This is a genomic window from Amycolatopsis sp. NPDC114503 (assembly GCF_055633655.1).
The window spans coordinates 245,487-260,287 of record NZ_JBVKDT010000007.1 but is presented as its reverse complement, the minus strand read 5'-3'; the positions used below and the strand labels follow the sequence as shown (position 1 = coordinate 260,287).

Genomic DNA, 14,801 nt, shown 5'->3' with positions numbered 1-14,801 from the left:
ACACCGCAACTCGAGCCCGGTCCCACGGCAGGGCTCAACTCACCTACACCGCAACTCGAGCCCGATTCCGCGGCGGGGCTCAACTCGACCACGCCAGAACTCGAGCCCAGTCCCGCAGCAGGACTCGACTCGACCACGCCGCAACTCGAGCCCGGTCCGGCGACGGGGAAGCACTCAGCCGCGCGTCCAGACGACGCCGCGCGCTTCGTACTCGAGCATCTCCTCCAGCCCGGCCGCCGCGTCGGAGCCGAGTTCCCGTTTCACCAGCCACAAGGCCAGGTCCAGCCCGCTCGTGATGCCGCCCGAGGTGACCACGTCGCCGTCGTCGACCACGCGGGCTTTCTTGACCGCCCCGCCCTGTTGGACAAGCGTCTCGACGGCACCGTGGTGCGTCGTGCACGGACGTCCGCGCACCAGTCCGGCCGCGCCGAGCAGAAGGGTGCCCGTGCAGAGCGACGCCAGAGTCAGCCCTTTGCGCGGCGCCACGGCAAGCGCGTCCGGCAGCACCTTGCGGTCGATCTCCGCCCAGATGCCCGGTCCTTTCCGCTTCGCGTAACCGCCGCCCGGGACGACGATGATGTCGGCGTCCTGCGGGGACCAGCCGCGCTCGACCTCCACCTTCGTGCCGTACGACGCGCGCACGACGCCTGGCCCGTCCGCGCGCACATACGAAACCTCCGTGCCGCGCTTCGCATGCATGCCCGCCGCGGAGAACACCTCGTACGGCCCGGCGAAGTCCTGCTCCTCGACGCCGTCGAACAACACGACCTGCACCCGCAACGGCCGCCGCCCGGCCGCGGCCTCGGTCGCGACAGCTCCGGTCTCCGCCACAGCCCCGGTCGCCGCAGACCCGGTCGCGGCGGCAGCCCCGGTTGTCGCCGCAGCCCCAGTCGCCGCAGACCCGGTCGCCGCCGCAGCCTCAGCCGGTGCCGCCGAGGCCGTCGCCGCCATCGCCGCTCCGGCCGCCGCCGACCCGCGCAGGAATGTCCTTCGCTCCATGAACGCCGCCTCTCGCCTGGAAAAGCCTTCCGGACGAGAAGTCGGCCCGCGGCGCCGAAAGTTCCGGCGAAGTCAGCCGCGCTCGGGACCGGTGGCCGCCGGACGTTCCGGATCGCGCGACCAGTGCGACCACGACCCCGCGTACAGCGCGGCGGGCTCCGATCGCCCCGCGACCTCCAGCGCGAGCACCACCGACGACGCCGTGACGCCCGAACCGCAGTAAGCGCCGGCCGGAACCCCGTCGGCCAGGCCCAGCGACGCGAACCGCTCGGCAAGCTCGGACGGCGATTTCCAGCGCCCGTCCGCGCCGGCGTGCTCGGACGACGGCGCGCTGACCGCGCCCGGGATGTGCCCGGCCCGCGGGTCGACCGGCTCGGTCTCGCCCGTGTAGCGGACGTGCGCCCGCGCGTCGAACAGCACGCCTTCGCGCGCGAGCGACGCCGCGTCGTCCGCGGACAGCACCGGCATGCCGCCCGGCCGGACCTCGATGTCGCCCGGCTCCGGCGACGGCGCCTCGGCCGTCACTTCCCGCCCCTCGGCCAGCCACGCTGTGTAACCGCCGTCGAGCACCGCGACCTCCGGATGGCCGGCCCAGCGCAGCAGCCACCAGGCCCGCGCGGCGACCGAACCGTCGGCGTCGTCATACACGACCACCGGACGCCCGGCCCGAACGCCCGCTTTGCGCAGCTCGCGCTGCAGCACCGCGGGGTCGGGCAGCGGGTGGCGGCCGCCGTCCCCAGGCGGCGCGGCCAGCGCCGTGTCGAGGTCGACGAACACCGCGCCGGGCACGTGTCCCTCCTGGTAGGACTCCGCGCCGGGCGGTCCGCCGAGCCGCCAGCGGACGTCCAGCACGACGGGACGCTCGCGATCGGGGAACGCGGCGAGCTCAGCGGGCGAGATCAACGGTCGCATGGCCCCATCCTGCAGGTCCGGACGCGGTTCGCGCATCAGGGCAGGACTTTTCGCCGGGGCCGGGCCGTTACGCCGAGGCGAGCCGTCGCTGTCGGGGCCAACGACTACGATGAGCTACGCGGACGAAGGGGACAGCGTGAACGATCTCATCGACACCACCGAGATGTACCTGCGTACCATCTACGAGCTCGAAGAGGAAGGGGTCGTCCCGCTGCGGGCCCGGATCGCCGAGCGGCTGCAGCAGAGCGGGCCCACCGTGAGCCAGACCGTGGCCAGGATGGAGCGCGACGGGCTGGTCGTCGTCGCCGACGACCGGCATCTGCAGCTCACCGACCACGGCCACGACCTCGCCGTCGCGGTCATGCGCAAGCACCGGCTCGCCGAACGCCTCCTCGTCGACGTGATCGGCCTCGAGTGGGAGCACGTGCACAACGAGGCGTGCCGCTGGGAACACGTGATGAGCGAGGCCGTCGAGCGCAAGCTGGTGAAGCTGCTCGACCACCCGACCACGTCTCCTTACGGCAACCCGATCCCCGGCCTCGACAAGCTCGGCGACGGCGATCCCGCGCCGCGTGCCGAGGACGGCCTCGTGCGCCTCGACGAGTTCGCCCGCACCGGCGGCGGCGAGGTGGAGATCCGCCGCATCGCCGAGCACGTGCAGCTCGACGAGTCGCTGCTCACCGAGCTGCGGACGGTCGGGATCGTGCCCGGCGGGCTCGTCACGGTCGGCAAGGCCTCCGGCGGCAGCGCGACCGTCGAGGTCAAGGGCACCGAAACCACGGCGCAGGTGTCCACCGCGGCGCTGCACGCCGTGCTGGCGCTCGCCAAGTGACCCCGGCGACCGACGCGGCGCGCGCGTTCCGGGAGGTCCACGGGCGGGCCCCGGCAGGCGTGTGGTCCGCGCCGGGCCGGGTGAACCTGATCGGCGAGCACACCGACTACAACGACGGTTTCGTGCTGCCGTTCGCGCTCCCGCACCGGCTCGCCGCGGCCGCTTCCCCGCGCCAGGACGGCAAGCTCCAGGTCGCCACGCTCGGCGACGACGGGCAGCTGCAGCACTCCGGGCCGCACGACATCGCGGCGCTCGAACCGGGTTCGGTGCCGGGATGGGCCGCGTATCCCGCCGGGGTGGCGTGGGTCCTGCGCGACCAGGGTTTCGCGGGCGGAGCCGACCTGGTCATCGCCGGCGACGTGCCCTCCGGCGCCGGGCTTTCCTCCTCTCACGCGCTGGAATGCGCGGTGTCGCTGGCTTTGCTGGGCGTGGCCGGGACGGAACTCGAAGACGGCGGAGCCGGCACTCCCACGCGCCCGGAGATCGCGCGCTGGGTGCAGCGGTCGGAGAACGACTTCGTCGGCGCGCCCACCGGGCTGCTCGACCAGACGGCGTCGCTGTGCTGCGAGGACTCGCGGGTGCTGTTCCTCGACGTCCGCTCGGGCGAGATGGAGCAGGTGCCGTTCCCGCTCGGCGAAGCCGGGCTCCGGGTGCTGATCATGGACACCCGCACCAAGCATTCCCACGCCGACGGCGGCTACGGCGCCCGGCGGCGCGGCACCGAGCGCGCGGCGGAACTGCTCGGTGTGAAGGCGCTGCGCGACGTCGCGCTCGACGGGCTCGACGACGCCCTCGCGCGTCTGCCCGAGGATCTGGTTCCGCTGGTGCGCCACGTGGTCACCGAGAACCAGCGGGTGCTCGACGTGGTCGCGTTGCTGCGCGAGAAGAAGCTCGCCGAGATCGGGCCGCACCTCGACGCCTCGCACGTGAGCATGCGCGACGACTACCGCATCTCGACGCCCGAGCTCGACCTCGCGGTCGATTCGGCCCGGGCGGCAGGCGCGCTGGGCGCGCGGATGACCGGCGGCGGGTTCGGCGGCTCGGCGATCGCGCTGGTCCGCGACGAGGATCTGGACGGAGTTCGCACCGCGGTCGAAACCGCCTGCGAGCAGGCCGGGTTCCGCCGTCCGCGGATGTTCACGGCGGTGCCGTCGCGCGGCGCGGGCCGCGACGAAGCCTGATTTCCGGAGCAACCCCCGAAGGGCCCGTCGCGTCGCACTGAGGGGAGACTGTGCCGCACAGTCGCCACCCCTCAGCAGAAAGGCCTTGACGTGACGGACCAGCAAAGCCCCCTGAAGCTCATCGTGACGGGCGGCGCGGGGTACGTGGGCAGCGTGTGCGCCGCCCGCCTCATCGAAGCGGGTCACCAGGTCACCGTGGTGGACGACCTGTCGACCGGGCACGCGGACGCGGTGCACCCGCAGGCGCGCTTCGTCGAGGGCGACGCCGCCGAGGTCGCCGCGGACATTCTCGGCGAGGGTTTCGACGGCGTGCTGCACTTCGCCGCGAAGTCGCTGGTGGGCGAGTCGATGGCCGACCCGGCGAAGTACTGGGAAGGCAACGTGGTGACCTCGCTGCGGCTGCTGGAGGCGATGAAGAAGCACGGCACGCCGCGCCTGGTGTTCTCCTCCACCGCGGCGACCTACGGCGAGCCCGACGTGTCGCCGATCCCGGAAACGGCCCCGACGCAGCCGACCAACACCTACGGCGCGTCGAAGCTCGCCATCGACCACGCGATCACCAGCTTCGCCCGCGCCCACGGCATCGCCGCGGTCAGCCTGCGGTACTTCAACGTGGCCGGCGCCTACGGCGCGTTCGGCGAACGGCACGCCACCGAAACCCATCTCATTCCTCTCGTTCTCCAGGTCGCGACCGGCGACCGCGACCACATCTCCATCTACGGCGACGACTACCCGACGCCCGACAAAACGGCCGTCCGCGACTACATCCACGTGGTCGACCTCGCCGACGCCCACCTCCTCGCCCTGCGCCACGCCGCCGCCGGCGAGCACCGCATCTACAACCTCGGCAGCGGCACCGGGTTCTCGGTGCTCGAGGTCGTGGAAGCCTGCCGCCGGGTCACCGGGCACGCGATCCCCGCCGTCGTGGCCCCGCGCCGCGCGGGCGACCCGTCGGTGCTGGTCGCGTCGAGCGACAAGGCCAACGGCGAACTCGGCTGGACGCCCAAGCTGACCGACCTGGACGGGATCGTCTCGGACGCTTGGCAGTTCACCCAGTCGCGTCGTTCCTGACGGCGATTCCCAGCCGGACCGCGGCGACGCGCCGCAGGCGGTGCCTGGGTTCGGGAGTGGTGTTTCGGGGCGGGGTCCGGATGGATCCTCGCCCCGCATCCCGCGAACGTCGTTCAGACGCGCCCAGGCAGAGCACCTAAGTTCCCACCGACGTCAACTCGGGACCACGGACGGAATCCGGCTCGGGCGCGTCCACGACGGGATGGCGAGGTTCCGCTCGCCGCCCCGCACCGTGCACAGCGGACGCAGCGGCGGAGCTGCCTGACGCGATCGAACACCGCGGCAAGGCACCAAGGCGGAATCCGGCTCGGGCAAGGCTTTCCGGCACCGCGCGGGGCTTCGCCAGAACCCGCCCACCCCGCTGCGTTGAACCGGCCATGGGGGCCGCTCTCCGCCCTTCCGACGCGTGGTTCAGGCCCCGGTCATCTCATCCCTCCCGGCGGCCCCGATCTTCGACCCCGCCCGCCGGCGCTCCCCGGTTCCGGCGGCGGAGCAAGCCCGAGATCCACCGCCGTGCTCAAGTCGGCGAGGCCGGTCAGCTTCGCCGGATCCATGCCGACGTGCCAGGCAGTCTGCAGCAACTGCGCCACCATATGGCCAGGATCGGCCTCGACAGCGTTCGCCAGAGCCATCCCCGCGAGCGCGCCTTCTCCGCGCATCAAAGCGGTGTATCCGAGATGGAGCGCAGCCTCGGCTCGATGCGGCGGCGGCAGTTCACGGACCAGCGTCAGCCACACCTCCTCTGCCTCCCGGGTCAGCGACGTATGCGGCGGGACCGCGAGGGCCATGCACGCGTCCCGGATGGGAGTGAACATCAGCGCATGAGCCAGCCGGACGGCTTGGTCGTCATCAGGCGGGCCTGCACCTCGACGCTGGCGGAGGAACGCTTCGCGGAGTTCGGTGACCGCAGCGTCCAAGACGTCGATCTGCGACATTCCGGGGCGGTACAACGGTTCCGGGGACGATTCCAGCAATTCGGCGCGACGAGTGATCGCTTCCGGGGAACGCGGTTCCAGTACCGCAGCCAACTCTTCACGGCTGCGAAAGACGACGAACCCCGCCTCCGTCGTCGCGGCGGCGATGACGGTTTCCTGCGGATCGGGCACAACGCCGCTGCAGTCCGGATCCAGATAGCACTCCCACTCCGCGCCGGGTTCGATCTCGGAGGCCCACAGTGCGTGGAACAGGCGGAGGCTATGTCGAGCCAGGACACGCTGAATCTCGGCTAAGAATTCCCTGTGCGGTGGACCGTTTTCGTCGGCCGAGCCGCCGACAAGGACGACGGTGACACCGTTGTGCTCGCGATCGGCGAAGCGCGGGATCAGCGCCTCGGCTTGCTCTGCTTGGAGTTCTCGCCGCGGAAGGTCGGCGCGCAGCATCAGGCCGATCGTGGTTCCGGGGACGCGATGTCCCAGCAGCACAAGGGAATCAGCCGGGCGGAAGCCGAGCAGGTACGGGAGGGAGGCGATGAGGTCGGCCGGATTGCGGAGGGTGGCCCGGGAGATGCCGGGCGGCGTCGAGGTGGTCACGCCTCCACTGTGCGCCGGGAATGCGCGAATCGGGACGAACACGGCAAATCTGTGGAGGCGGGAGGCAGTTGTGGACAACCGTGTCGCCGGCGGGGACAACCGGCGGGAATTGTCGGTGGGGTGTGCATCGACCAACACTGTCCACAATAGACAGCTGCTGCCGGAGCCAGTCGAAGGCTCCGGCAGCAAGCGTCAAAAGCACTCAGCCGCAGTGTTCGAACGGACTGGTGTACGACGACGAGCCGACCGAGCCGCCCCACTTGACACACGTGGAACCGGCGGTCTTCTTCACCGGTCCGGCGTAGTAGGTGAAGTTCCCCGAATCGGTCGCCCTGGTCGAGCCCTGCACCTCCAGGAACGCCGAAGCCGCGCTGGCGGTCCCCAGCGAAACCGCCTTCAGCGTCGTCACGCAGTTCTCTTTGGAGGACGAGTTGTACAGCAGGTACGCGGTGCCCGCCGTCCCCAGCGCCTGCTGGTCGATCACCGAGAAGCCCGACCCGCACACCTGCGTCGCCGAGTACGGGTTGCCGCCGCAGCCGTTCTTGCTCGTGAAGTCCTTCTTGCCGTAGTACGGCACCGCGACGCCGTTCAGCACGGCCTTCTGCGTCACGCCGTTCAGGTTTTCCTCGAAGTGCAGATGCGGTCCGGTCACCCCGCCGGTCGCGCCCGCCTTGCCGATCTCCTTGCCCTGCCCGACGCTCTGGCCCACCGAGACTTCCTGCTCGGACAGGTGCGCGTACCGGGTCCGCCAGCCGCCGCCGTGGTCCAGTTCGATCCAGCGGCCGTAGCTGGTGCTGCCCTCGTTCGCGACGCGCGTGACCGTCCCGGGCGCGGCCGCGAGCACCGGCATGCCGGTGATGCCGGACTTCTGGAAGTCGACCGAGTTGGCCGGGTTGTGGCCGCTGAAGGTCGCCGCGGTGACCGTGACGCCGCATTTGAACGGCACCTGGAAGTTGGGGGCCGCGGACGCCGTCGACTGGGCGGCGAGCGTCAGGCCGCACGCGGGCAAGGCCACCGCGGCCGCGACCGCCGCGAACCGTCTCAATCTGGACATGGGGCGTACCTCCTGGTGGGGGAAATGTCCGACGCCCTCCAGCCAAGCCGGAGCCAGTACATTTTCCGTACAAGACGACGGGGAGGACCCATGGGCACACCGGCGGCCTCGCTCGCGAAAGCGCGGCGGCGGTTCGAGGGCGCCGACTGGGTGCGCTGGGGCGTGCTCGCGGTGCCGACCCTGTTCGCGATCCCGAACGCGCGGCCGTGGACGTGGCCGCTGATCGGGCTGGTCCTCGTCTTGTCCGTCCCGGCGCTCTGGCTGACCCGCGAATCGAAGCCGCGCTGGCTGATGCCCGCGACCATGATCGCCGTCGTGACGGCTGCCGGAGCGCTCTGGGTGCTGCAGCCGGGCAGCTGGACCTCGACGACGATGTTCGGCGCCGCCTTCTACACGCTGCGCGTGTCCGGCCGGATCGCGACGGGGATCGCGCTCGCCGTGGCGTCGGCGGCGATCCTCGTCTGGTCGATCACCTATCAGCTCGACTGGCTGAACGTGGTCTCCCTCTTCGCGATCCTCGTCGTGATGGTGCTGCTCGCCGCCAACCGCCGGGGTCGCGCGGAACGGCTGGAGCAGACCGAACTCGCGCTCGCCCGCGCCCAGACCGCCAGCGAGGAGCACGCCCGCGCGGCCGCGCTCGCCGAACGCGCGCGCATCGCCCGAGAGCTGCACGACGTCCTCGCGCATTCCCTCGCCGGTCTCGCGCTCAACCTTCAGGGTGCGCGTCTGATGCTGGTCCGCGACGGTGCGAGCGAAGAGTCTCTCGCGCAGATAGAACGCGCGCAGAAGCTGGCGACAGAAGGTCTCGCCGAAGCACGCAAGGCCGTCGCCGCGCTGCGCGAAGACGCCGTACCCGTCGAACGCTCGGTGTCGGACCTTCTCGCCGCGTACAGGCTCGACACCGGCTCTCGCGCCGACCTGGTGATCGAAGGCGAACCACGCGAGCTGGACGCAGCTGTCGGCACGACGCTCGTACGCGCCGTACAGGAAGCCCTCGCGAACTCGCGCAAACACGCAGGCGGTCCCGCCGTAGACGTCACGGTGGCCTTCAACAACGACGAAGTCGACTTAACGATCATCGACCACCAGGGCCGCCGTCCGCCGGAGTCGCCCTCGCCGGGATACGGTTTGCGAGGCATGGGCGAACGGGCCGCGCTGTTGGACGGGAAGCTCGAATGCGGCCCTGGGGAGGACGGATGGCGGATTCAGCTGACAGTGCCGGCGTGACGCTGCGCGTGGTGCTGGCCGACGACCAGGCTGTGGTGCGCGAAGGGCTCGTAACGCTGCTCGGGCTGCTGCCGGGCGTCGAGGTCGTAGGCGCGGCCGCAGACGGCGTACAGGCACTCGAACTTGTCGCGGAACACCAGCCGGACGTACTGCTCGTCGACCTGCGCATGCCGAACCGCGACGGCGTAGAGACGACCGAATTGGTGCGCGCGCAGCATCCGGAAACCGAGGTCGTCGTCCTCACCACGTACGCCGACGACGATTCCCTGCTCGCCGCGCTCAAAGCAGGCGCACGCGGCTTCCTCACCAAGGACGCCGACGCCGACGCGATCGTCCGCGCGATCCGTTCAGCGGCCGCTGGTCAGTCCACTGTGGACGGCGCACTCCAGCAACGGCTGGTAGCGGCCGCGACGAGCCGCTCGCCGGTGCGCACGAAGGAGCTGGAAGGCCTTACCGCGCGCGAAGTCGAAGTGTTGCGGCTGATCGCGGCGGGCCTGTCGAACACGGAGATCGCGCGCACCCTCGTGGTCAGCGAGGCGACGGTGAAGACGCACGTCAATCACCTGTTCTCCAAGGCCGGTCTGCGCGACCGCGCCCAAGCCGTCGCCTTCGCCTACCGCGCCGGGATCGCCGAGTAGAACGCCTTCTTCCCGCCGACGATCGGCAGCGTCACCGTCGTCCCGGTCAGGTCCAGCGACAGCCCGGTGCCCGGCTCCGGCCGCAGCGTGAAGTCGTGGTCGCTGGAAGCCAGCACGAACTCCAGGCTGTGTCCGGCGGCCACGATGTAGTCCTTCGGCATCAGCGAAACCTCGATGCGGTACCGCTGTCCGGGCGTGATCGGCGATGTGACCGACGGGCTGACGCGGTTCTGCGGATCCGTCCAGCCCCGGCTGATCACATGGGAAGTGCCGTCCGGCGCACGGTCGAGCAGCACCGCGGTCACGTTCGCGGCTGGGCGGTCGAACGACAGCTGCAGCGCGGCCTTCGCGGTTCCAGAGAGCCGCACCGGCTCCGCAGTCGCGGAAGTGCGGTAGCGCAAGCGGTTCCCGGACGAAGCCGCGTCAGCGAGCTGTTCGATCTTCTTGCTCGCGTCGTCGGCCAGCGTTTCGACGGTCGGACGGCCCGGCACGGGCTGCCGGTCGAGTGTCCCGGTCGAACGTCCGCCCGGCCACGGGTGCAGCTCGACGTCCGAAGTGCCTGGCGCGGGCCATTCGGCCTCGTCGACCCACGACTTGTCCTCGCGCTGAATGGTCGCCTTCGGCTCGCGCTCGATGCCGTTGTCGACGCCGTACAGGTAGTGCGACATCCACTTGTTCAGCGTCGTGAGCCAGACGTCGCGGCGCAGCGAAATCGGGTCCGCATGGCCGGATTGGTGCAGCCAGATCTTGTGCTCGACGCCGTGCTTCTTCAGCGCGTCGTACCACGTCGCGACCTGCTCGGTCTTCACGTTCCAGTCGTTCAGCCCGTGCACCGCGAGCACCGAGGCGTGCACCTTGCCGACGTCGTCGCGGTAGTTCCGCACGTCCCAGAACTTGCTGTAATCCCCGGTCAGCCGGTCCTGATCAGCGGTGAGGCCGTCGAGCACCGGACGGCAGACCTGCTGGTCAGCGCGCGAATAGACGTAGCCGGCGAGCACGTCCGTGTCCTCGCCCTGGTATCCGCCGGGGGCCACGACCGCGCCGGCGTTGCGGTAATAGCCGTACCAGCTCGAAATGGCGGCGATCGGCACGATCGTCTCGAGCCCTTCGACGCCGGTGCTCGCCACGGCATTGGGCAGCGTGCCGTTGTAGGACACGCCCATCATTCCGGTCTTCCCGGTGCTCCAGCTCGCCGCGACGGGCGCTCCGGCCTTGTCGTGCGCCTCGGCGCGGCCGTTCAGCCAGTCGACCACCGAACGCGCGCCGATCGTCTCGTTCACGTCGCCGGTCGTCGGACAGCCGGTGGACAGCCCGGTGCCGAGGGATTCGCCGTACACGACAGCGAATCCGCGCGCGGTGAAGTAGTTCTGGTAGCTCCACCCGATCGGTGCCGCGGCGTGCGGGCCAGGCACGTACAGCTCGGTGTCGACGTCGTGGTTCGTTACGTCGTTGCCGCCCGCGAAGTACGGGCTCGCCTCGTACACGACAGGCACCTTCATGCCCTGCTCCGTGGCGCGCGGGCGCACCACTTGCGCGTGTACGAGGTCAGGCTTGCCGTCGTGGTCGCTGTCGACAGGCGCGGTCACCCAGACGTCCTCGCGGATGACGTCAGCCGGATCGAAGACCGGCTGTGCTTGACCGTCTGTGAAAACCGGCGCTGGCGGCGAAGCAGCTTCAGCGACCGCGGGCACGGACAACGTGGCCACTGCGACGAAAACGGCAGCGACCCGAGCGGCAACTCCCACCAGAACCCCCAAGTTGGACGAAGCAGGCGAGCAAGTTGAGACTTCCGTCAACCGCAAGTCGCGTCAACCGACTAACGTCGGAGCCATGGACGCACCGATCGCCACGGTCACGGTCTATCCGCAGAACGCGCGCGTCACCCGTCGCTGTCAAGTCACTCCGGCCGACGGTTCCCGCGTAGAGATCACGGGTCTCCCCCTGTCGCTCGACGCTGCTTCGGTGCGCGTCAGCGGCGCGGGCGACGCGTTGGTCACAGGCGTCGACGTCGCGTACGCGCAGCACGCCGCGCCTGCGGACCCAACACTGCGCGCGCTCGTGGAGCAGCGTCGCACGGACCAAGCGACTGTCGACGAGGTCGCGGACGACGAGAGCGCCGCTGCAGCGCGCGTCGACCTGCTGACCGGAGTCTCGCGACGCAGCGGAGCAAGCTTCGCGAAGGCGTTGGCTGGCGGCGATGCCGAACCGGGACGCGTGCAAGAAGTGAGCGAAGCGCTCAGCACGCAGTTAGCGGCGGCGCTCAAGGAACGTCGCGCGCTCGCCACGAAGCTGGAACGGCTGCGCGAAGACCTCGCTGCGCTTGACCGTCAAATCGAAACTCGCAGCGCACAGTCCGAACAGGACAGTTCGACGATCACCGTGGAGCTGGAATCCCCTGCCACCGCCGAAATCGAACTGTCCTATGTGGTCCCCGGAGCGCGCTGGGAATCTGGGTACGACGTCCGCGTACGCGGCACAGACGTCACGGTCACCTCGTATGGACTCGTAAGCCAGCACACCGGCGAGGACTGGCCGGAGTGCGAACTGACGCTGTCCACCGCCCGCCCGGCGAACACCGTCGTGATCCCGGAACTCCAGCCCTGGTACCTGGATCGGCAGCAACCAGAGCGGCGATCGATGGTCCCGCCCGCGCCCGCGGCCATGGCGTACGGTGCCGCGGCCGGCGGCAGGGACGGCTTCGCCGCGCATATCGCCGAAGTCGAGCAAGGCACCACCGCAGTCACCTTCCGCCCGGCACGCCCGGTCGCGATCCCGTCGGGCGCGCAGGGCCACCGGACGACGCTCGCGCAACTGGACCTCACCGCCGAGCTCGACTACGTGACCGCGCCGACGCAGGCTGAAGAGGCCTACCTGCGCGCGAAGGTGGTCAACACCGCCGAGCACACGCTTCGCGCCGGTCGCGCCGCGGTGTTCCACGAAGCCGAATTCGTCGGCAGCACGCGGCTGGAGCTGTGGGCTCCCGGCGAGGAACTCGAACTCGCCCTCGGCGTCGACGACCGGATCCGCGTCGAACGCGAGCTGGTCAAGCGCAGCGCCGGCAAGGCGACGTTCTCCGCGCAACGCCGCCGCGAAGCCGACTACCGGACGACGGTGACCAACCACAGCCCCCGCGAAGCCGTGGTGGCCGTGCTCGACCAGGCCCCGGTCTCGCGGGACGACTCGATCACCGTGCGGGACCTGCGGCTCAGCCCGGAGCCGGTCGAGCGCACCGAACTGGGCCAGTTCACCTGGCGGCTCACGATCGCGCCCGGGGAGTCCGCGACGGTCTCGCTCGGCTACCGGGTGGACGTCGCGAAGGGCGTCGAACTCAGCGGCTGGCGCGAGTAAGGCGCTTCAGCCCTGCGCGATGTAGGCCTCGAGCTGTTCCTGGCTCTGTTCCAGCTGCTCCATCCGGATCTTCACCACGTCGCCGATGCTCACGATGCCGGCGAGGCGCCCGTCGTCGAGCACCGGCACGTGCCGGATCCGCCGTTCGGTCATCACCACGCTGAGCTGGTCCACCGGATCGTCCGGGGTGCAGCTGGCGACCATCGTGGTCATGATGTCCGCGACCGGCCCGTCGAGGACCGAAGGCCCGTGGTCGTTGAGCCTGCGCACGACGTCGCGTTCGGACACGATCCCGGCGATCCCGCCTTCGGCGTCCACCACGACCATCGCGCCGACGTTGTGCCGGGCGAGCCCCGCCAGCAGCTCGGCGACCGTCGTCCCCGGCGACACAGTGGCGACCGTCGCGCCCTTGCGCTGAAGCAAATCCGCAATCCGCATGGCGATGCCCTCTCCTCGGTGAGTCGGGTCACCACAGGTTAGGGCCCCGCTGCCGTGTGCGAAAGTCCAGCGGGACGCGTCCGTTCGTGGTAACGCGCTCAACCGTCGAGCACTCGGCGCAACCGGGCGAGGCCCGGCCCGATCCGGTCCGTCGCGATCGCGCCGTAGCCGAACAGCAGCCCGTGCCGCCTCGCCGCCACGGAAAAGTCGCCGAGCGAGAACAGCCGGACGCCCGCCCCGGTCGCCTTCCGCGCGAAACCGCGCAGGTCCCGGTCCCCCGACGCGCTCAGGTGCAGACCGGCCGACGCGGGCACCGGCTCGAGCACGTCGCCGAATTCGGCTCGCAGGCCGTCCACGAGGAGGTCGTGGCGGGCGCGGTAGATGCCGCGCATCCGGCGGACGTGCCGGGCGAACCCGCCCTCGGCGATGAACGCCGCGACCACCGCCTGCTCGATGCCCGGGGAATGCCAGTCCGCGAGGTATTTCGCCTTCACGATCGCCTCCGCCAGCGCGGGCGGCGCGGCGAGGAAACCCAGCCGCAGCGCGGGCGACAGGACCTTCGAAAACGAGCCGACGTAGACGACCCGGCCGTGAGAATCCAAGCTGTGCAACGGTTCCAGCGGACGCCCGGAGTAGCGGAATTCGGTGTCGTAATCGTCCTCGACCACCACCGCCCCGTTGTCCTCGGCCCAATCCAGCAACGCTCGCCGGCGAGACGGCGACATCGCGACACCGAGCGGGTACTGGTGCGAAGGCGTCACGTGGACCAGGCGAGTGCCCGGCGGGATCGCGTCGACCACGATTCCCTCGTCGTCCACCGGAACCGGCGCGACGCGTACGCCGAGCGTACCGAGCAGCAGGCGTGGCGGCGGGTAACCGGGATCCTCGACAGCAGCCAGGTCGCCCGGCCGCAGCAGGACCCGGGCGACGAGATCGATCGTCTGCTGCGCGCCCGAGGTGATCACGAGGTGTTCGGGGCGGACGCGAACGTTCCGGGAGACCGCGAGGTGCCGCGCGAGTTCGGTGCGCAGCCGGGGATCGCCTTGCGGTTCGCCGTAAGTCATCAGCTCCGCGCGGGAACTGCGCAACGACTGGGTCATCAGCCGACGCCAGGTGTCGAACGGAAACAGCCGCACATCCGGCACTCCGGCGCGGAAATCGAACTCCGGCGGATCGCTGAACGCTTTCGGCGGCGAGGGCACGTCTGTCCACTCTGGACGCGGCTGGACGCCCTCCGCGAGCCCAGTCGGTTCGACAGGACGAGGCGCGGCACCGGCCCGCACGTACGTACCGGCTCCGACCCGGCCGGCTAGAAATCCTTCCGCGGCGAGGCGTTCGTACGCGGCGGTGACGGTGGTGCGCGACACGGCCAGCTGGTGCGCCAGTTCCCGGGTCGGCGGCAGGGCATCGCCGTCGCGGAGCCGCCCGTCGAGCACCGCTTCGCGGATCTGGCGGTAGATCTCGTCGCGATGGCCGCGGGCGCCGGACAGGTCCAGGTGCAGGTCCACGCGTCCAGCCTAGATTGGTCCACCGCAGTTGGCTCCGCTTTGGCTCTCTTCCTGGACCGATCTG

General features: G+C 70.4%; 13 protein-coding genes. 6 read left to right on the top strand and 7 right to left on the bottom strand.

Annotated features, from left to right (window positions below):
• Positions 1 to 174: 174 nt before the first annotated feature.
• The gene (locus ACZ7OI_RS29405; RefSeq protein WP_470267383.1) at positions 175 to 999 is read right to left on the bottom strand and encodes a DJ-1/PfpI family protein; all 825 of its coding nucleotides are present in this window, start codon (positions 997 to 999) and stop codon (positions 175 to 177) included.
• 72 nt (positions 1,000 to 1,071) lie between these two features.
• On the bottom strand, positions 1,072 to 1,911 hold the full coding sequence (locus tag ACZ7OI_RS29400) for a sulfurtransferase (RefSeq protein ID WP_470267382.1): 840 nt from the start codon (positions 1,909 to 1,911) through the stop codon (positions 1,072 to 1,074).
• Positions 1,912 to 2,020: 109 nt separating this feature from the next.
• Here ACZ7OI_RS29400 and ACZ7OI_RS29395 point away from each other — a divergent pair, with 109 nt between their 5' ends.
• From ACZ7OI_RS29395 to galE, 3 genes are all read left to right on the top strand, one after another.
• Positions 2,021 to 2,743 (top strand): iron-dependent transcriptional repressor DtxR, encoded by a 723-nt coding sequence (locus ACZ7OI_RS29395; protein ID WP_009075181.1) that lies wholly within the window; start codon positions 2,021 to 2,023, stop codon positions 2,741 to 2,743.
• Entirely contained in the window at positions 2,740 to 3,924 is a 1,185-nt protein-coding gene (gene galK, locus ACZ7OI_RS29390) for a galactokinase (protein ID WP_470267381.1), read from the top strand. The genes ACZ7OI_RS29395 and galK overlap by 4 nt, the downstream gene beginning before the upstream one ends.
• 90 nt (positions 3,925 to 4,014) lie before the next feature.
• A complete protein-coding gene (gene galE, locus ACZ7OI_RS29385; RefSeq protein ID WP_470267380.1) occupies positions 4,015 to 4,995 on the top strand; it encodes a UDP-glucose 4-epimerase GalE in 981 nt (326 codons plus the stop codon).
• A gap of 422 nt (positions 4,996 to 5,417) precedes the next feature.
• On the opposite strand, the gene ACZ7OI_RS29380 is transcribed toward galE, so the two are convergent.
• Both ACZ7OI_RS29380 and ACZ7OI_RS29375 read right to left on the bottom strand, forming a co-directional pair.
• Positions 5,418 to 6,524 (bottom strand): DUF4192 domain-containing protein, encoded by a 1,107-nt coding sequence (locus ACZ7OI_RS29380; protein WP_470267379.1) that lies wholly within the window; start codon positions 6,522 to 6,524, stop codon positions 5,418 to 5,420.
• Between the two features lie 202 nt (positions 6,525 to 6,726).
• Positions 6,727 to 7,578, bottom strand: coding sequence for a M23 family metallopeptidase (locus ACZ7OI_RS29375; protein WP_470267378.1), 852 nt, complete (start codon positions 7,576 to 7,578; stop codon positions 6,727 to 6,729).
• Between the two features lie 90 nt (positions 7,579 to 7,668).
• On the opposite strand from ACZ7OI_RS29375, the gene ACZ7OI_RS29370 reads away from it, so the two are divergent.
• Both ACZ7OI_RS29370 and ACZ7OI_RS29365 read left to right on the top strand, forming a co-directional pair.
• A complete protein-coding gene (locus ACZ7OI_RS29370) occupies positions 7,669 to 8,805 on the top strand; it encodes a sensor histidine kinase (RefSeq protein ID WP_470267377.1) in 1,137 nt (378 codons plus the stop codon).
• Positions 8,775 to 9,443, top strand: coding sequence for a response regulator (locus tag ACZ7OI_RS29365; RefSeq protein ID WP_470267376.1), 669 nt, complete (start codon positions 8,775 to 8,777; stop codon positions 9,441 to 9,443). Before ACZ7OI_RS29370 ends, ACZ7OI_RS29365 begins: the two co-directional genes overlap by 31 nt.
• Here the strand turns inward: ACZ7OI_RS29365 and ACZ7OI_RS29360 are convergent.
• The gene (locus ACZ7OI_RS29360) at positions 9,419 to 11,149 is read right to left on the bottom strand and encodes a Xaa-Pro dipeptidyl-peptidase (protein ID WP_470267375.1); all 1,731 of its coding nucleotides are present in this window, start codon (positions 11,147 to 11,149) and stop codon (positions 9,419 to 9,421) included. The two genes, ACZ7OI_RS29365 and ACZ7OI_RS29360, sit on opposite strands and share 25 nt — an antisense overlap.
• Before the next feature lie 124 nt (positions 11,150 to 11,273).
• Between ACZ7OI_RS29360 and ACZ7OI_RS29355 the strand changes: the two genes are divergently transcribed.
• The gene (locus ACZ7OI_RS29355; RefSeq protein ID WP_470267374.1) at positions 11,274 to 12,791 is read left to right on the top strand and encodes a DUF4139 domain-containing protein; all 1,518 of its coding nucleotides are present in this window, start codon (positions 11,274 to 11,276) and stop codon (positions 12,789 to 12,791) included.
• A 6-nt stretch (positions 12,792 to 12,797) separates the two neighbouring features.
• Here the strand turns inward: ACZ7OI_RS29355 and ACZ7OI_RS29350 are convergent, their stop codons facing one another.
• Together ACZ7OI_RS29350 and pdxR are read right to left on the bottom strand one after the other, a co-directional pair.
• Positions 12,798 to 13,229 (bottom strand): CBS domain-containing protein, encoded by a 432-nt coding sequence (locus ACZ7OI_RS29350; protein WP_470267373.1) that lies wholly within the window; start codon positions 13,227 to 13,229, stop codon positions 12,798 to 12,800.
• A 98-nt stretch (positions 13,230 to 13,327) separates the two neighbouring features.
• On the bottom strand, positions 13,328 to 14,737 hold the full coding sequence (pdxR, locus tag ACZ7OI_RS29345; RefSeq protein ID WP_470267372.1) for a MocR-like pyridoxine biosynthesis transcription factor PdxR: 1,410 nt from the start codon (positions 14,735 to 14,737) through the stop codon (positions 13,328 to 13,330).
• Between the last annotated feature and the right edge of the window lie 64 nt (positions 14,738 to 14,801).